Source organism: Anaeromyxobacter oryzisoli, assembly GCF_022690765.1.
Classification (GTDB): domain Bacteria; phylum Myxococcota; class Myxococcia; order Myxococcales; family Anaeromyxobacteraceae; genus Anaeromyxobacter; species Anaeromyxobacter oryzisoli.
The window spans coordinates 1-17,175 of the sequence record NZ_JALCZA010000043.1; the positions used below are offsets into that span (position 1 = coordinate 1).

Here is a 17,175-nt window from a genome sequence, read left to right on the forward strand (position 1 = left end):
CGCGGGCCCCTCGGCGGGCTCCGCGGCCGCGGCCGCCGGCGCCGCGTGGGCGCGGAGCCGCTCCGCGAGGCGCGCCGCGGCCTCGGCGGTGCGGGGAGCGGCGCCGGACGCCTCCTCGGCGAGGATCCGGGAGAAGAGCTCGGGGGCCTCGAGGAGCAGGTCGAGCGCGGCGGGATCGAGCGGCCGCCGCCCCATCCGCACGTCGTCGAGCACGTCCTCGAGCGCGTGCGCGAGGCGGGCCATCCGCTCCACGCCGAACATCGACGAGAGCCCCTTCAACGAGTGCGCGCCGCGGAACACGGCGTTCAGGACGTCCGGGTCGGGCTCGTCCGCGCCGGCGCGGGCGAGCCGCAGCAGCTCGCGCCCGAGGGCGTCGATCGTCTCCTGCGCCTCGGCGACGAACTCGTTGAGCGCCTTGTGGGTCCGATCGGCCATGCCGGGCAGGTGCTGCCGCCGGAGCGGGCCCGGCGCGAGCGGGCGGGGAGCGCGTCCCCCCGGTGAACCCCTCGCGCGTCAGCGTATCACGGCGCCCACATGGGGCAAGGCGCGGGCGCGCGGAGGCATCTCCACGCGCGACGGCGGCGCGAGGATCTCCACCTCGACGCCCAGCGCCGTCCGGGCGGCGACGAGCTCGCGCTGGAGGGCGCGCGCGTCGCCGAGGAGGAGCTGCCGGCGCACCGGACGGACCAGGCTCGCCTCGAGCCACAGCTTGCACGCGGTGGGCAGATCGCCCGCGTACGGCGGGAAGGCGGTCGCGAAGGTCTCGCTGCCTGCCTTGGCCATCGCCTCGCAGGCCTGGCGCGACGCGTGGAGGAACGCGTCGGGCGCGAGCGGGACGGCGGGCGGCAGGGCGAAGCAGAAGATCCGGCCGGGCGCGATGCGGCCGGCGGACGGGATGAGGAGCGCCTCGTCGGGGGTCGCGCCGAACACGCCGCCGCGGATCGCCCGCGAGATGGCGCCGCACATCCGCCAGTCGGCGAACCCGGCGAACCCCTGCAGCGGCCGCTCCGGGCCGACGAAGATCGCGAGGGCGTCCACGTCGAGCGTGTCGATCGCGGGGAGCCCCAGGTCCGCCACCTCGATCTTCAGCATCACCTCGCCCCGCGTCGCCGCTCGGGAGGGAGCCCCGCGGCCACCCTGTCGAGCACGCCGTTCACGAACGCCCCCGAGCTCTCGGAACCGTACTTCTTCCCGAGCTCGATGGCCTCGTCGATGGCCACCTTCACCGGCACGTCCGTCTCCAGCAGCTCGTACACCGCGAGCCGCAGGACGTTCCGGTCCACCTTCGCCATGCGATCGAGCCGCCAGTTGGTGGACACCTGCTCGATCGTGGCGTCGATCGTCCGCCGGTGCGCCGCGACGCCGCGCACCAGCGCCTCGGCGAGGTCCATCACCTCGCGCTCCACCGGCTCGAAGCTCTTCCAGAACCGGGAGAGGGCGTCGTCGATGCCCTCCGCCGCCACGTCGATCTGGTAGAGCGCCTGCACCGCGCGCTCGCGGGCCTTCGTCCGCCTCGACACCGCCGTCACTCCACCCGCCGCGCCGGCGGGAGCTTCCCCGCCTCGCGCAGCACGTTCGCCTGCTCGATGGCCGCCGCGGCGGCCTCCGCGCCCTTGTTCCCCGCCTTCACGCCGGCGCGCTCGAGCGCCTGCTCCATCGTGTCGCACGTGAGGATGCCCATCGCCACCGCGCAGCCCGCCTCCATCGAGACTTGGGCGACGCCCTTCGTCGTCTCGGCCGCGACGTACTCGAAGTGCGGGGTGCCGCCGCGGATCACGGCGCCGAGCGCGATCGCCATGTCGTAGCGACCGCTCGCCGCCACCCGGCGCAGGAGCGCGGGGAGCTCGAACGTGCCCGGGCAGCGGAACACGTCCACGTCCGCGTCCTTCACGCCGTGGCGCCGCAGCGCGTCCGCGGCGCCCTCGAGCAGCTGCTCGGTGATCAGGGAGTTGAACCGCGCCACGACCACGGCGGCCTTCAGGCCGGTCGCGACGAGGGAGCCCTCGTAGACGTTCATCGCTTGGTCCTTTCGTGCGTGGCCCGGCCCCGCGCCGGCCGCGCCGCCTTCCGGGCGCGCGCCCTCCCCGCCGCGCGCGCGGAGGACGGCGCGGGGGCCCCGAGGGTGAGGAGGTGGCCGAGCTTGTCGCGCTTCGTGAGGAGGTAGGCGCGGTTGGTCAGGGTCGCGGGCATCTCGATCGGCACGCGCTCGGTGACCTCGAGGCCGTACCCCTCGAGCCCGATGATCTTCTTGGGGTTGTTGGTGAGGAGCCGCATCTTGCGGACGCCGAGGTCGCGGAGGATCTGGGCCCCGATGCCGTAGTCGCGCAGGTCCGGCTTGAACCCGAGCTGGACGTTCGCCTCGGCCGTGTCGTAGCCCTGGTCCTGGAGGTTGTAGGCCTTGAGCTTGTTGACGAGGCCGATGCCCCGCCCCTCCTGGTCGAGGTAGAGCAGGACGCCCTTCCCGGCGCGGGCGATCTGCTCCAGCGCCGCGTGGAGCTGGGGGCCGCAGTCGCACCGCTCGCTGCCGAACACGTCGCCGGTGAGGCACTTCGAGTGGACGCGGACGAGGACCGGCTCGCCGTCGCGCCACCTCCCCATCACCAGCGCCACGTGCTGGTGGTGGTCGATGTCGTTCTCGTAGGCGACCGCCCGGAACTGGCCGTACAGGGTCGGCAGCGGGGCCTCCGCGCCGCGCCGCACGAGCGTGTCCTTCAGCATCCGGTACGAGATGAGATCCGCCACCGACACGATCGGCAGGTCGTGCGCCGCCGAGAGCTTCTCCAGCTCCGGCATGCGCGCCATCGTCCCGTCGTCGTTCATCACCTCGCAGATGACCCCCGCCGGCTTCATCCCGGCGAGGCGCGCGAGATCCACCGAGCCCTCCGTCTGGCCGGCGCGGACGAGCACGCCGCCGGGGCGGGCGCGGAGCGGGAACACGTGACCGGGGCGCGCGAGATCCTCGGGGCGGGCGCCGTCCTTCACGGCGGTCTGGATCGTGTGGGCGCGGTCCTTCGCGCTGATGCCGGTGGTCACGCCCTCGCTCGCCTCGATCGAGACGGTGAAGGCGGTGCCGAAGCTCGAGGTGTTGGAGCTCTCGTCCACCATGAGCGGCAGCCGGAGCCGGCGGACCTTCTCCTCGGTCAGCGACAGGCACACGAGCCCGCGCCCGTACCGGGCCATGAAGTTCACCGCCGCCGGCGTGACCTTCTCCGCCGCCATGGCGAGGTCGCCCTCGTTCTCGCGATCCTCGTCGTCGGTGAGGATCACCATCTTGCCGGCCCGGAAGTACGCGATCGCCTTCTCGACCCGCTCGACGGCGTGCTGCTGGTGATCCTTCCCGACCTTCACGCCGCGCCTCCCGTGCTGCCGTAGCCCCAGCGCGCGAGCTGCGCGCCGGAGAGGTCTTCGAACTCGCGGAGGCGCGCCACGTGGCGCGCCACCACGTCCGCCTCCAGGTTCACCTTCGCCCCCGCCGCCACCGCGCCGAGCGTGGTCCGCGCGAGCGTCTCGGGGATGAGAGCCACGTCGAGCTCGGTCCGGGTCACCCGGGCGACCGTGAGCGACACGCCGTCCACGGCCACCGAGCCCTTCTCGGCGACGAGCGGCGCGATCGCGGGCGGCAGCGAGATGGTGAGGCGCGCGCCCTGCCCCTCCGGGACCCGGCGCAGCACCTCGCCGACCGCGTCCACGTGGCCGGACACGAGGTGACCGCCGAGGCGGTCGCCGAGGGCGAGGGCGCGCTCGAGGTTCACCTTCGTGCCGGGGCGCCACCCGCCGAGGGTGGTGCGCGAGAGCGTCTCCGGGACCGCGTCGAAGGAGACGAGGCCGCCGCCGCGCTCGACCACCGTGAGGCAGGCGCCCGAGCAGGCGATGCTCTCGCCGAGGGCGAGCTCGTCCACCGGGAGGGCCGTCGGGCGGAGCGTCACGCGAGCGCCACCCTGCCGCGGAGCGATGCGCTCCACCACCCCGACGTCGGAGACCAGACCCGTGAACATTTCGTCGCGATCCTAGCCTCGTCCCGCTTTTTTCGCCAACGCGCCGCGCCGTCCCTCGGCCGCCGGGACGCCCGCGACGAGCACGTCGTCCCCGAGCCGCTCCACCTGCACCCCGGAGAGCCGGAGCGCGTCCGCCATGCGCGCCGGGCCGCGCCGCGCGACGAGGGGGAGCCCGTCGGCGCCGGCGAGCTTGGGCGCGACGATCACGGCGACCCGGTCCACGAGCCCCGCCTCGAGGAAGCTGGCGTGGACGTGCGCGCCGCCCTCCACGAGGACGTGGGTGACGCCGCGCGCGGCGAGCTTCGCGAGCAGGTCGCGGAGCTCCACGCCGCCGCCCCGGGCGCGCCGGCAGCGGAGGAGCTCGACGCCCGGGCCGAACCGGCGGGCGCGGGACGACGCGTGGGCGACCAGGGTCGGCGCCGCGGAGCGGGGGTGGAAGAGCTTCAGGCGCGCCGGCAGCTCGAGGTCGGTGTCGAGGACCACGCGGACCGGGTCGTGGCCGCGGCCGCCCGGCAGGCGGGTCGTGAGCTCCGGATCGTCGGCCCGCGCGGTGCCCGCGCCGACCAGCACCGCGTCCACCCGGTCGCGGAGCCGGTGCACCCACGCGCGCGCCGCCTCGCCCGTCACCCAGCGGGCGTCGCCGGTCCGGGTCGCGATCCGGCCGTCGAGGGTCACCGCCGCCTTGAGGGTGACGTGCGGGCGCCCCTCGGTGATCCAGGTGAACCAGTGCGCGTTCACGCGATCGCACGCGTCGCGCAGCACGTCCCGCACCACCGTGATCCCGCCGCGCTCGAGGCGGGCGACCCCCCGCCCGTTCACGAGCGGGTTCGGGTCCCGGGACCCCACGAACACGCGGCGCACGCCGGCGGCGAGGATCGCGAGGGAGCAGGGCGGGGTCTTGCCCTGGTGATCGCAGGGCTCGAGCGTCGTGTAGAGGTCCGCCCCCCGGGCCAGGCCGCCCGCCGCGCGGAGGGCGACGACCTCGGCGTGGGGACCGCCGGCGCGCGCGTGGTGGCCGCGGGCGATCACCCGGCCGTTCTTCACGAGCACCGCCCCCACCGCGGGGTTCGGGCTGGTCCGCCCGAGCCCCTTCTGCGCCTCCCGGACGGCGAGCCGCATGAAGAACTCGGCGACCGTCTGGTCGAAGAGCGCGTCCCGGACCGCGCGCCGGCGAGCGGACGCCGGGCGCGACCGGCCGGCGCGCGCGAGGGTCCGCGTCACGCGAGATCCTCCCCGCCCGGCTTCCGCTGGAGCCCCTCGAGCTCGGTCATGAACTCGCCCACGTCGCGAAACGCGCGGTAGACCGACGCGAAGCGCACGTAGGCCACCTCGTCGAGGGACCGCAGCCGCTCCATCACCAGCTCGCCGATGACGGTGGTCCGGATCTCCCGCTCGCCGATCTCCAGGAGCTGCCGCTCCACCCCGGAGACCAGGGCCTCCACCTGCTCCGCCGAGACCGGCCGCTTCTGGCAGGCGGTGGCGACGCCCTCAACGATCTTGCGCCGGTCGAACGGCTCGCGCCGCCCGTCCTTCTTCACGACGTGCGGCAGGATCTCCTCGATCCGCTCGTACGTCGTGAACCGGCGCTCGCAGCCCGCGCACTCGCGCCGCCGGCGCGTGGCCTGCCCGTCCTGCGTCTCGCGGGAGTCGACGACGCGATCCTCGAGGTGGCCGCAGAACGGGCAGCGCATCGCCTACTGTCGATCCACGTACATCGGGAAGTGCGCGCAGAGATCCTTGACCTCGCCGCGCACCTTCGCGAGGTTCGCCGGATCCGACGGCGCGTCGAGGACGCGCCCGATGAGCCGGGCCACGAGCGTCATCTCCGTCGCGCCCATCCCGCGGGTGGTGAGGGCGGGCGTCCCGACCCGGATCCCGGAGGTCGTCATCGGCTTCTCGGGATCCCAGGGGATCATGTTCTTGTTGACGGTGATCCCCGCCTTCCCGAGGGCCTCCTCGGCGATCTTCCCGGTGAGCTTCTTGGGCCGGAGATCGACCAGCATGAGGTGGTTGTCGGTGCCGCCGGAGACCAGCCGGAGCCCGGCCGACTTGAGCCCCTCGGCGAGGACCTGCGCGTTCTCCACGATCCGGCGCTGGTACGTCTTGAACTCGGGCCGGAGCGCCTCGCCGAGCGCCACCGCCTTCGCGGCGATGACGTGCTCGAGCGGGCCGCCCTGGATGCCGGGGAAGATCTGCGAGTTGAGCGCCTTCGCGTGCGCCTCGCGGGTGAGGATCATGCCGCCGCGCGGGCCGCGCAGCGTCTTGTGCGTCGTGGTGGTGACGATGTCGGCGTACGGGACCGGGGACGGGTGGCACCCGGCGGCGACCAGGCCCGCGATGTGGGCCATGTCCACCACCATCGCCGCGCCGACCTCGCGCGCGATCTCGGCGAAGCGGTCGAAGCGCAGCGTGCGGGGGTAGGCGCTCGCGCCGACCATGATGATCCGGGGCTTGTGCTCGCGGGCGAGGCGGGCCACCTCGTCCATGTCGATCGTCTCGTCGCCCTGCTTGAGGCCGTAGGGGACGATCTTGAAGAGCCGGCCGGAGAAGTTCACGGACGAGCCGTGCGTCAGGTGCCCGCCGAAGTTCAGGCTCATCGCGAGCAGGGTGTCGCCGGGCTTCGCGAGCGCGAAGTAGGCCGCCATGTTGGCCTGCGATCCGGAGTGCGGCTGCACGTTCGCATGCTCGGCGCCGAAGAGCTGCTTCGCCCGGTCGATGGCGAGCTGCTCCACCTGGTCCACCACCTCGCAGCCGCCGTAGTAGCGCTTCCCGGGGTAGCCCTCGGCGTACTTGTTGGTGAGGGTCGAGCCGAGGGCCTCGAGCACGGCCGGCGACACGAAGTTCTCGCTCGCGATGAGCTCGAGCCCCTCCGCCTGGCGGCGGGTCTCCTCGCGGATGAGCTTCGCGATCTGGGGATCGACCTCGGCGAGGCGCTGCGTGGACATCATTCGGATCTCTCCAGGGAAAAGCGGTGGATGCGCGTTCATACCGCGCCGGTGTAGGTGAGGCAACGGCCTCGGCCCGGCGCCGGCCGGGCGGGCGGCGTCCCGGTCAGCCCTCGAGGTCCTTCATCTTCTGGACGCGCCGCTCGTGGCGGCCGCCCTCGAACGGCGTCTCCAGGAAGGCCTTCACGATGGCCGCGGCCACGCCGAGCCCCAGCACCCGCTCGCCCATGCAGAGGACGTTGGCGTCGTTGTGGGCGCGCGCCATGCGGGCCTCGAACTCGGTGCCGCAGTGCGCCGCCCGCACGCCCTTGACCTTGTTCGCGGCGATCGACATCCCGATGCCCGTCCCGCAGACGAGGACGCCGAGCCGCGCCCGCCCCTGCGCCACGGCCTCGGCCACCGCCCGCGCGTAGTCGGGGTAGTCCACGCTGTCCGCGCTGAAGGGCCCGAGATCCTCCACCTCGAACCCCTCCGCCTTCGCCACCTTCACCGCCTCCGCCCGGAGCGTCCGCCCGGCGTGGTCGGAGCCCGCGATCACGCGATCCGCCATCCTCGTCCTCTCGGGCCGACCCGCGCGAGCAGGTCGGCGCGTCGGTTGAAGCGCCGGAGCGGCGCCGGAGCGCGGGGGCGCGCCGGCGCCCTCCCCCGCGCAGTCGTCACACGCGCTTGAACAGCACGACGGCGTTCGTGCCGCCGAACCCGAACGAGTTCGACATCGCGTAGTCCACCCGGACCTCGCGCGCCGTGTTCGGGATCACGTCCAGGGCGCACTCGGGATCCTGCTGCTCGACGTTGATCGTCGGCGGCAGGACGCCCCTCGCGATGGCGAGCACCGAGATGACCGCCTCCGCGCCGCCGGCGGCCCCGAGGAGGTGGCCGATCATCGACTTGGTCGAGGAGACCATGAGCTTCCGGTCGGTCGCGTGCGCCCCGAAGACGGTGGTGATGCCCTGGCACTCGGCGATGTCGCCGGCCGGCGTCGAGGTGCCGTGCGCGTTGATGTAGCCGACCTGCTCCGGGGCGATGCCCGCGTCCCGGAGCGCCATCCGCATCGCGCGGGCGCCCCCCTCGCCGCCCGGGGCGGGCGAGGTGACGTGGTACGCGTCCGCCGACGCGCCGAACCCGACGATCTCGGCGTAGATCCGGGCGCCGCGCTTGCGCGCGTGCTCGTACTCCTCGAGGACGAGGATGCCGGAGCCCTCGCCGGCCACGAAGCCGTCGCGCCCCGTGTCGAACGGCCGGCTCGCCTTCTCCGGCGCGTCGTTCCGCTCGGAGAGCGCCCGCGCGGCGCAGAACCCGCCGATGCCGAGCGCGCTGACGGTGGCCTCGCAGCCGCCGGTCACCATGACGTCGGCCATGTCGCGCTCGATGTACATGAACGCGTCGCCGATGGAGTGGTTGCCCGTCGCGCACGCCGAGACCGGCGAGAGGTTCGGCCCCTTGAGGCCGTGCTTCAGGCTGATCTGGCCCGGCGCGAGGTTGATGATGAGGGACGGGATGAAGAACGGGCCGATCTTCCGGACGCCCTTCTCGAGGAAGACCTTGTGCTCCGCCTCGATCGTCCCGAGGCCGCCGATCCCCGCCCCGACGATGCAGCCGGCGCGCTCGGGATCGGTCTTCGACATGTCGAGGCCGGCGTCCTTCACGGCCATGTCCGCGGCGGCGAGCGCGAACTGGATGAACCGGTCGTTCCGGCGCGCGTCCTTGCGGTCCATGAACTGCGTCGGGTCGAAGCCCTTCACCTCGCCCGCGATCCGGGTCGGGAAGGTCGACGCGTCGAAGAGGGTGATCGGCCCGATGCCGCTCTTGCCAGCGACGAGCGCGCTCCAGGAAGCCTCGACCCCGATGCCGACCGGCGACACGAGCCCCAGCCCGGTCACGACCACGCGACGCCTGCTCATGGTTTCACCTCTGTCCGCTGAAATGAAAGTGTCGAGGGCGGCGAGGCCCCCCGGCCTCGCCCCCGCGCGCGGCGCGACGGACGCCGAACGCTACTTCTTGTGCGTGGTGATGTAGTTCACCGCGTCCTGGACGGTCTTGATGTTCTCCGCCTCCTCGTCCGGGATCTCGACCTCGAACTCCTCCTCCATCGCCATGACGAGCTCGACGATGTCGAGCGAGTCCGCGCCGAGGTCCTCGATGAAGGACGAGGTGATCTTGATCTCGTCCTCGCCGACGCCCAGCTGGTCCGCGATGATGTTCTTCACCTTCTGCTCGATGTTGGCCGACATGGCTTCCTCCTCGTTGGTGCGTGTGAGCAGCCGCGACGCGGCTACATGTACATGCCGCCGTTGACGCGGAGGGTCTCCCCGGTCACGTACGACGCCTCTTCGCTCGCGAGGAACGCCACCGCGTTGGCCACGTCCTCCGCGCTGCCGAGCCGCGCGAGCGGGATCAGCTCCTTCATCTTCGCCTTCGCGGCCTCCGGCAGGCCGGCCGTCATGTCCGTGTCGATGTACCCCGGCGCGACGGCGTTCACCCGGATGTTCCGGGAGGCGAGCTCCCGGGCGACGGACTTCGTGAGCCCGAGGATGCCCGCCTTCGTCGCGGCGTAGGCCGCCTGCCCCGCGTTCCCCATCTCGCCGACGACCGACGAGAGGTTCACGATGGCGCCGCCGCGGGCCTTCATCATCGGCCGCGCCGCCGCCCGGATCAGGTTGAAGGTGCCGGTGAGGTTCACCTGGAGCTGCCGGTTCCAGTCCTCGTCCTTGAGCCGCATGACGAGCTGGTCCACGGCGATCCCGGCGTTGTTCACGAGGACGTGGAGCCCGCCGAGGTCGGCCACGACCGCCTCGACGGCCGCGCCGCAGGCGGCGGGATCCGCCACGTCGAACTTGTAGAGCTTCGCCTTCGGCGCGCCCGCCTTCTGCACGAGCTCGAGCGCCTCGGCGGCGGCCGCGTCGTTGCCGGCGTAGTTGAGCGCCACGCTCGCGCCGCCCCGCGCCAGCGCGAGGGCGATGGCGCGTCCGATGCCGCGCGACGCGCCGGTGACGAGGGCGACCTTGCCTTTGAAGTCGTGCATCGGCGGCGCTTCCTTCCGCTACGCCCGGAGGGCGGCGAGGGTCTTCTCGAGGGACGCCCGGTCCTCGACGTTGAGGGTCTCGATCGACCGGTCGATGCGCTTCGCGAGGCCGGAGAGCACCCGGCCCGGCCCGACCTCGACCACGCGGGTGACGCCCTGCCGGACCAGCTCCTCGACGATCTCGATCCAGCGCACCGGCGCGGTCACCTGCGCCACCAGGAGCGGGACGATCCGGGCCGCGTCGCCGTTCGGCTTCGCCTCGACGTTCGTCACGACGGGGCGGAGCGGGGCGCGCCAGGCGATCCCCCGGAGCACCGGCTCGAGGCGCGCCTTCACCGGCTCCATGAGCGCGCAGTGGAAGGGGGCGGACACCGGGAGGGGCAGCACGCGCTTCGCGCCCGCCGCCTTCAGCTTCTCGCCCGCCCGCTCCACCGCCCCGGCGGCGCCGGCGATCACGGTCTGCCCGGGCTCGTTGTAGTTCGCCGGCGACACCACCTCGCCGCTCTCGGCCGCCACCGCCGCGCAGAGCTCGGCCACCTTCGCCGGCGCGAGCCCGAGGACGGCGCTCATGGCGCCCTTCCCCTGCGGCACCGCCTCCTGCATGAACGTCCCGCGGGCGCGGACCGCCTTCGCGGCCTCCGCCGCGCCGCAGGCGCCGGCCGCGACCAGCGCGGAGTACTCGCCGAGGGAGTGGCCCGCCACGAGATCCGGGACGATCCCCTGGTGGGCGAGGACCGCCGCCGCCGCCGCGGACACCGTGAGGATCGACGGCTGGGTGTTGGCGGTGAGCTTCAGGTACTCCTCGGGGCCGGTGAAGCACCGCTCGGACAGCTTCTCGCCGAGCGCGGCGTCCACCTCCTCGAAGACCGCGCGGGCCTCCGGGAAGCCGTCGAAGAGCTCCTTCCCCATCCCGACCGACTGCGAGCCCTGGCCGGGGAACACGAACGCGAGCTTGCCCATCTCGATGGTCCTCCGTCCCCGCGCTACCAGCGCACGATGCTCGCGCCCCAGGCCATGCCGCCGCCGATCGCCATCATCAAGATGGGGTCGCCCGGCTGGAACCAGCCGGCGCGGTTGGCCTCGTCGAGCGTCATCGGGACGCTCGCGGCGGAGGTGTTCCCGTACTTCTCCAGGTTCATCCAGCACCGCGAGGCCGGGATCTCCAGCCGCTCCAGGGTGGCGTCCAGGATCCGCTTGTTCGCCTGGTGCGCGATCACGTGCTTCACGTCGGCCGGGGTGAGCCCCTCGGCGGCGAGCACCTCGCGGCAGCTCTCCACGAGCGCCCGGACCGCGACCTTGAAGACCTCGCGGCCGTTCATCTTCACGAAGTGCGATCGCTCGTCGAGGACCTTCTGCGAGAGGGGGTCGCGCGAGCCGCCGCCCGGCATGAGCAGGATCGACACGAGCGAGCCGTCGGTGTGGAGCCGCGTGGTGAGGACGCCGCGGCCCGGCTCGTCGGTCGGGCGGAGCACCATCGCCCCCGCGCCGTCGCCGAAGAGGATGCAGGTGTTCCGGTCGGTCCAGTCGGTGATCCGGGTGAGGGCGTCCGCGCCGATCACCAGCGCGTTCTTCACCGCGCCGGTCGAGACGAACCGGTCGGCGATCGAGAGGGCGTACAGCGAGCCCGCGCACGCGGCGGTGAGGTCGAAGGCGAACGCCTTCTTGTTGCCGAGCTTCCCCTGCACGACGGCGGCGACGCTCGGGAACTGGTAGTCGGGGGTGACCGTGCCGACGACGATCATCTCGACGTCGGCGGGGTCCAGCTTCGCCGACTCGAGCGCCCGGCGCGCGGCGGCGAGGGCGAGATCGCTCGTCGCCTCCTCGGGGGCCGCGACGTGGCGCTGGCGGATCCCGGTCCGCTCGACGATCCACTGGTCGCTCGTGTCGACGAGCTTCTCGATGTCCGCGTTGGTGAGGATCTTCGCGGGCGCGTAGGACCCGGTGCCTGCGATGAGCGAGCGCATTGTCGTGTGTCCCTCTGGGTTCAGGCTTCCCGCGACGCGGTGCGCGACGCGGGGTGCGGCTCGCCCGGCGGAGGCGTGGAGGCGTCGGCGGCGAGCAGCGCCTCCGTCGGCGCGACGGCGGCCGCGATCTCCTCCGTGAAGCGCGTCCGGGCCGCCTCCCGGGCGCGCCGGATCGCGTTCTCGACGGCGAGGGCGTCGGAGCGGCCGTGGCCGATGAACCCGACGCCGTTCACGCCCACCAGCGGCGCGCCGCCGACCTCGCGCCAGTCGAGCCGGCGCTTCATCTCCTCGAGCGACCGCTTCGCGAGCAGCCCGCCGATCTTCGAGACGGCCGTGCTCAGGAAGGCGCGCTTGAGGTACTCGCCCACGACCTTCGCCGTCCCCTCCATGGTCTTCAGGGCGACGTTGCCCGTGAAGCCGTCGGTGACGATGACGTCGATCTCGCCGGTGAGGAGGTCGCGCCCCTCGCAGTAGCCGACGAACTGGATGGGCGCCCTGCGGAGCGCCGCGGCGGCGGCGCGGGTGAGATCGGTGCCCTTCGAGTCCTCCTCGCCGTTGGAGAGGACCGCGACCTTCGGCCGGGGGACGCCGATGACGCGGCGCGCGTACACCTCGCCCATCAGCGCGAACTGGACGAGGTGGCTCGGCTTGCAGTCCACCACCGCGCCCATGTCGAGGAGGAGCGGGGCGCCCTTGAGCGCCGGCAGCACGGAGATGATCGCCGGCCGCTCGACCCCGGCCGGCCTGCCGAGGACGAAGATCGCCCCCGCCATCACCGCGCCGGAGTTCCCGGCGGAGACCATCGCGCACGCCTCGCCCGACTTCACGAGCTCGAAGCAGACGCGGATGGAGTTGTCCTTCTTGCGGCGCATCGCCTGCCCGGGGTGGTCGCACATCTCGACCACCTCGGACGCGTGATGCACCTCGATGGGGAGATCCCGGCCCGCCCGGCGCCGCGCGAGCTCCTCGCGCACGCGCGCCTCGGGCCCCACCAGGACGACGGCGAGCCCCTTACGCGCTGCGTTAATGGCACCCTGCACGATCGCGCCGGGGGCGTGATCTCCCCCCATCGCATCGACGGCGACGGGCGCGATCTTCTCGGCCATCGGGGCTTATGTCGCCTCGGTGATCTGCTCGCCCTTGTACGTGCCGCAGGACGGGCACGCGCGGTGCGGGAGCACGGGCTCCTTGCACTTCGGGCACTTCACGACGTTGAGCGGCTTCAGCTTGAAGTTCGCGGCGCGACGTCGATCGCGGCGCATGCTGCTCGTCCTCTTCTTCGGAACGCCCACGGTCCTTCTCCTTCTCTTCGGTCGGCTTGCGGCCGCCGTTCACGGCTTCACGTTCTTGAGCCCCGCCCAGCGCGGGTCCGGAACGTGCCGATCGCAGCCGCACTCGCGATCGTTGAGGTTCGCCCCGCACACGGGGCAGAGTCCTTTGCAGTCTTCCTTGCAGACCGGGTAGCTCGGCAACGCGAGGAGGAGCTGCTCACGGACGATCGGATCGAAGTCGATCACCTTGCCCGTGTACACGTCTTCCTCGGCCTGCCCCGGCTCGAAGCTCCCCGCCGCCGGTCCGGTGTTCCGATCCTTCTCGCCGCGGGGCTCGTCCACGTACTCGTCCGCGGGGACCAGCGTCAACTCGAAATCGACGGGCACATCCACCGACACGGGCGAGAGGCATCGGCCACAGGGGGCCGTCAACCCCACCCGCCCCTGCCCGGCGACGCGCACCCGCCGCTCGAACTTGTCGAGCTTCGCCTCGAAATGCGCCGGGGCAGCCGCCCGGTATCCGGCCTGGTCGCCCGCAACCATCGCGTCGATCGCCTCGCGGGAGACGTCCCAGTCGCGGCGGAGTCCGGCCTCCTTGATTTCGTCAATATTGACGCGCATTTATACGGCTTCCCGAGGCGAAAAAAGGGCCTCATTATAGGGGCCGATCAGGGGAAGTCAAGGTACGCCCGGACGGCGCCGCCCCCACACGTAACCCCTCGTCCCGCAAGATGGATTGTCTAGCCCGCGCGGGGGAGCGGCCCGCACCATACGCCCCGCCGCGGCTGACTTCGGAATCGACGGCGGCGGCTCCGGGCGCCGCTCAGGGCTTCACGAGGCCGCGCGCGACGGCGAGGAGCGCCGCCTCGGCCTTGGTGGACACGTCCATCTTCTCGTAGATCCGCTTCACGTAGGTCTGGACGGTGCCCTCGGCGATCCCGAGCGCCTGCGCGACGTCCGCGTAGGTGTGGCCGTGGACGAGGAGCTGCAGCACCTCGAGCTCGCGCTTCGAGAGGGCCGGGCCGTCCTTCGCCTTCTGCTCGGGCGGATCGCCGCGCAGCTCCTGGAGCAGCACCTTGGCGGCACGCGGGCTGATGGGCGCAGCGTCGCCGGAGACGACCTCCTCGACGGCCTTCGCGATGTCCAACGCGTGGAAGGGCTTCAGGATGTAACCGGCCGCGCCCGCGCGCATCGCCGCAAGGACGCGCGCGGGGATGTCCACCGCGGTGAGCGCGATGCACGCGGTCTTGGGGAGCTCCCGGCGGATCGTCGCGATGACGTCCTCGCCGCTCATCTTCGGGAGACCGAGGTCCACGAGCGCGACGTCCGGCCGCTCACGTCGCGCCAGCGCCACCCCCTCCTCACCGCTCGCGGCCGTCCCGCAGACCTCGTAACCGTGCGACACGAGGACCTGCGCGATGAGCTTCGAGACCGCGTCGTCGTCCTCGACCGCGATCGCCCGGATGGCCATGGGTGCTCCCTGAACCCCTCACCGGATTCGATCACGAGCAGTAGCAGCGCGAGCCGTCGCGGGTCAAGGAGCGGGGTCTCGCCGTGCGACGGCGCGGCTCGTCACCAGGCGCACACCCCCGCGCACACCGGAAACAGTTGACTCCCAACGAGAATATCCGAAACTTGGACGCTCACTTTTCGTCCAGGTTCACGAGGAGCCATCCATGTCACGAACGCGCCGCGGTCTCAGTTCGCGTCTCAGTCAACTGTCCGTCGTCGCCCTGGCGGCGCTCGCGTTCGCGCTGGGCGCCTGCTCGAAGGGAGGCGGCGGAGGGGGCGGCGGCGGCGGCACGTGCAAGCAGCTCTCGGACGCGTGCACGGCCGGTGGTGAATGCTGCTCCGGGTCGTGCGCGTCGGGCCGCTGCGTCCAGGATGCTGGCTCCTGCCAGAACCTCGGCGCGAGCTGCGACATGGCGGCGGTCTGCTGCTCGGGCTCGTGCTCGGCGGGGATCTGCGTCCAGGGAACTGGCTCCTGCAAGGACCTCGGCGCGGCCTGCACCGCGAACTCCGACTGCTGCACCGCGACCTGCGATCCGAACGGGACGTGTGTCGCGCCCGCCGCCGGTTCCTGCGGGAACGTCGGCGACCCCTGCGCCTCGAACGCGGTCTGCTGCTCCGGCCGCTGCGACGGGTCCACGGCGAAATGCGTCACCGCCGACTACTGCAAGCCGGTGGGCGCGGCCTGCTCGACCTCGACCCCCACCGACTGCTGCACCCTCTCCTGCACGCCCACCGCCGCAGGCTCCCCGACCGGCACCTGCGCCCTCGCGGCGTGCAAGCCCGACGGGGCGCAGTGCACGGCGGCGAGCGACTGCTGCTCCGGGTCGTGCCCCAACAGCGGTGTAGCGTCGGTAACCTGCCAGGCGCTTCAGCCCTCGAGCAACTTCAGCTGCAAGACGCTGGGTGAGACGTGCAGCGCCGGCACGGACTGCTGCTCCAGCAACTGCAAGGGCGGCGTCTGCGTCCAGGCCTACTCGTGCCAGGCCTACGGCGACATCTGCTACTCAGGCAAGGAGTGCTGCTCGGGGATGTGCGACGCAACCTGGCCGAACCCCGCGAGCAACGTCAGCCCCACCCCCGGCCGCTGCATCCAGCCGTCCGGCGGCTGCACGGAGGGCGGCAACCCCTGCACCGGCGGGTCCACCTGCTGCACCCGCATCTGCAAGGACATGGGGTCCGGCGTGAGCGTCTGCGCCCCGGCGGGCGGCTGCCGGATGACCGGCGAGTACTGCGACGCGAATGCGTCCTGCTGCGGCGGGAGCAGCTCGAGCACCCCGACCCAGTACGGCGTGGTCTGCAACACCGACCCGCCGGTCGCCCCCAACACCTCCACCAAGTACGACTACCGCTGCACCAACGGTCAGTCGTGCAATCCGCCGGGCAACCTCTGTGGCGGTACCACCTGCACCGACGCCGGCGTCGCCTGCACCTCGGATGCCGACTGCTGCTCCTGGACCTGCACGAACGGAACGTGCGCCACCTCCACCAAGGTCAACGGCTCCCAGAACTGCTGCGACGGCCAGAAGGCGGTCTGCAAGGGGGACTCGAACGGCGTCATGCGCTGTTTCGGCGGCGGGAGCACCACCTGCCCCACCGGTTACGATGCCAACAATCCGCAGTGCTGCATCGCCGCCGGCAACATCTGCCAGTTCAAGGATCAGTGCTGCGGCGGGATCCCTTGCGTGCCGGACGCGAAGGGCGACTACCGCTGCACGACCCCGCCGCCGCCACCGACGTGCAAGGCGACCGGGAGCGCCTGCACGGGAAGCTCGGACACGTGCTGTGACGGCCCCTGCACCTACATCGTGGAGCAGGGCTGGTTCTGCCAGGCGAAGGCGCCCCCCACCACCTGCGTCACCGCCGGCGGCGCCTGCTCGTGGAACGGCGACTGCTGCCCGGGCCAGAACCTGATCTGCAACGGCGGCCTCTGCCGCACCCCGTGCCTCGGCGCGGGCGCGAGCTGTAGCTCCAACGCCGACTGCTGCAGCGGCTACGGCTGCGCGATCCCCCAGGGCGCCACCAGCGGCACCTGCCAGACCACCGCGGTCCCGACCTGCGCCCAGACCGGCGGGGCCTGCTCGAACACCACGCCCTGCTGCGACTCGGCCCAGACCTGCACCAACGGCGTCTGCGTCGCGCCCGTCTCCTGCGGCAGCAGCTCCTACGCCTGCAGCTCCGACAACGACTGCTGCAGCGACCTCGCCTGCGTCACTACGAGCAGCACCGGGGCCGTCGAGGCCTGCCCGGCCGGCGCGACCGGCTGCGCGTGCGACGTGCCGCCGACGTATCCCACCTGCATCGGCAACGGCCTGAGCTGCTCGCCGCGAACGTTCGACAGCTGCTGCCCTGGATTGTCCTGCGCCAGCACCACGACGCGCGCGGCGTGCGACGGCACGACGCCGTGCACCTGCTATAACGCCGGGTAGCTTGACCGGCTCGCAGATCGCCACCGGCCGTCCTCGCCTC

20 protein-coding genes are annotated in these 17,175 nt (G+C 72.4%); 1 reads left to right on the forward strand and 19 read right to left on the reverse strand.

The annotated features are described in order from the left end of the window. The 19 genes from MNZ27_RS14195 to MNZ27_RS14285 all read right to left on the reverse strand — a co-directional run. Positions 1-435 (reverse strand): Hpt domain-containing protein (locus MNZ27_RS14195; RefSeq protein WP_242394739.1); only part of this gene is annotated, 435 nt, incomplete at its 3' end. A 78-nt stretch (positions 436-513) separates the two neighbouring features. Further along, positions 514-1,092, reverse strand: coding sequence for a peptidase M17 (locus MNZ27_RS14200; RefSeq protein ID WP_242394740.1), 579 nt, complete (start codon positions 1,090-1,092; stop codon positions 514-516). Next, on the reverse strand, positions 1,092-1,520 hold the full coding sequence (gene nusB / locus MNZ27_RS14205; RefSeq protein ID WP_242394741.1) for a transcription antitermination factor NusB: 429 nt from the start codon (positions 1,518-1,520) through the stop codon (positions 1,092-1,094). The genes MNZ27_RS14200 and nusB overlap by 1 nt, the downstream gene beginning before the upstream one ends. Positions 1,521-1,525: 5 nt before the next feature. Continuing rightward, positions 1,526-2,017: a 6,7-dimethyl-8-ribityllumazine synthase gene (gene ribH, locus MNZ27_RS14210; RefSeq protein WP_242394742.1), complete on the reverse strand. Its 492-nt coding sequence runs from the start codon at positions 2,015-2,017 to the stop codon at positions 1,526-1,528. After that, a complete protein-coding gene (locus MNZ27_RS14215; protein ID WP_308197963.1) occupies positions 2,014-3,348 on the reverse strand; it encodes a bifunctional 3,4-dihydroxy-2-butanone-4-phosphate synthase/GTP cyclohydrolase II in 1,335 nt (444 codons plus the stop codon). The genes ribH and MNZ27_RS14215 overlap by 4 nt, the downstream gene beginning before the upstream one ends. Next, positions 3,345-3,995: a riboflavin synthase gene (locus MNZ27_RS14220; RefSeq protein ID WP_242394743.1), complete on the reverse strand. Its 651-nt coding sequence runs from the start codon at positions 3,993-3,995 to the stop codon at positions 3,345-3,347. Before MNZ27_RS14220 ends, MNZ27_RS14215 begins: the two co-directional genes overlap by 4 nt. Positions 3,996-4,007: 12 nt before the next feature. Beyond that, entirely contained in the window at positions 4,008-5,216 is a 1,209-nt protein-coding gene (gene ribD / locus MNZ27_RS14225) for a bifunctional diaminohydroxyphosphoribosylaminopyrimidine deaminase/5-amino-6-(5-phosphoribosylamino)uracil reductase RibD (protein ID WP_242394744.1), read from the reverse strand. Next, positions 5,213-5,686, reverse strand: coding sequence for a transcriptional regulator NrdR (nrdR, locus tag MNZ27_RS14230; protein WP_242394745.1), 474 nt, complete (start codon positions 5,684-5,686; stop codon positions 5,213-5,215). The genes ribD and nrdR overlap by 4 nt, the downstream gene beginning before the upstream one ends. 3 nt (positions 5,687-5,689) lie before the next feature. Beyond that, positions 5,690-6,943: a serine hydroxymethyltransferase gene (locus MNZ27_RS14235; RefSeq protein WP_242394746.1), complete on the reverse strand. Its 1,254-nt coding sequence runs from the start codon at positions 6,941-6,943 to the stop codon at positions 5,690-5,692. 103 nt (positions 6,944-7,046) lie between these two features. Continuing rightward, positions 7,047-7,490, reverse strand: a complete 444-nt coding sequence (gene rpiB / locus MNZ27_RS14240) for a ribose 5-phosphate isomerase B (RefSeq protein ID WP_242394747.1) — start codon at positions 7,488-7,490, stop codon at positions 7,047-7,049. A gap of 106 nt (positions 7,491-7,596) precedes the next feature. Next, positions 7,597-8,841: a beta-ketoacyl-ACP synthase II gene (gene fabF / locus MNZ27_RS14245; RefSeq protein ID WP_242394748.1), complete on the reverse strand. Its 1,245-nt coding sequence runs from the start codon at positions 8,839-8,841 to the stop codon at positions 7,597-7,599. Positions 8,842-8,931: 90 nt separating this feature from the next. Next, positions 8,932-9,171 carry an acyl carrier protein gene (gene acpP, locus MNZ27_RS14250; protein ID WP_242394749.1) on the reverse strand — a complete coding sequence of 80 codons (240 nt, stop codon included), beginning with the start codon at positions 9,169-9,171 and terminating at the stop codon, positions 8,932-8,934. Positions 9,172-9,212: 41 nt separating this feature from the next. Next, the gene (gene fabG, locus MNZ27_RS14255) at positions 9,213-9,962 is read right to left on the reverse strand and encodes a 3-oxoacyl-[acyl-carrier-protein] reductase (RefSeq protein ID WP_242394750.1); all 750 of its coding nucleotides are present in this window, start codon (positions 9,960-9,962) and stop codon (positions 9,213-9,215) included. Between the two features lie 18 nt (positions 9,963-9,980). Further along, a complete protein-coding gene (gene fabD / locus MNZ27_RS14260) occupies positions 9,981-10,922 on the reverse strand; it encodes an ACP S-malonyltransferase (RefSeq protein ID WP_242394751.1) in 942 nt (313 codons plus the stop codon). A 23-nt stretch (positions 10,923-10,945) separates the two neighbouring features. After that, complete coding sequence (locus MNZ27_RS14265) at positions 10,946-11,926, reverse strand: beta-ketoacyl-ACP synthase III (RefSeq protein WP_242394752.1); 981 nt, start codon at positions 11,924-11,926, stop codon at positions 10,946-10,948. Positions 11,927-11,946: 20 nt separating this feature from the next. Further along, positions 11,947-13,032: a phosphate acyltransferase PlsX gene (gene plsX / locus MNZ27_RS14270; protein ID WP_242394753.1), complete on the reverse strand. Its 1,086-nt coding sequence runs from the start codon at positions 13,030-13,032 to the stop codon at positions 11,947-11,949. A 6-nt stretch (positions 13,033-13,038) separates the two neighbouring features. Beyond that, positions 13,039-13,218, reverse strand: coding sequence for a 50S ribosomal protein L32 (gene rpmF, locus MNZ27_RS14275; RefSeq protein WP_242394754.1), 180 nt, complete (start codon positions 13,216-13,218; stop codon positions 13,039-13,041). Between the two features lie 39 nt (positions 13,219-13,257). Continuing rightward, complete coding sequence (locus MNZ27_RS14280; protein ID WP_242394755.1) at positions 13,258-13,818, reverse strand: YceD family protein; 561 nt, start codon at positions 13,816-13,818, stop codon at positions 13,258-13,260. A gap of 202 nt (positions 13,819-14,020) precedes the next feature. Beyond that, complete coding sequence (locus MNZ27_RS14285) at positions 14,021-14,668, reverse strand: response regulator (RefSeq protein WP_242394756.1); 648 nt, start codon at positions 14,666-14,668, stop codon at positions 14,021-14,023. A gap of 205 nt (positions 14,669-14,873) precedes the next feature. Here MNZ27_RS14285 and MNZ27_RS14290 point away from each other — a divergent pair, with 205 nt between their 5' ends. Next, a complete protein-coding gene (locus MNZ27_RS14290; protein ID WP_242394757.1) occupies positions 14,874-17,135 on the forward strand; it encodes a hypothetical protein in 2,262 nt (753 codons plus the stop codon). Positions 17,136-17,175 lie beyond the last annotated feature (40 nt).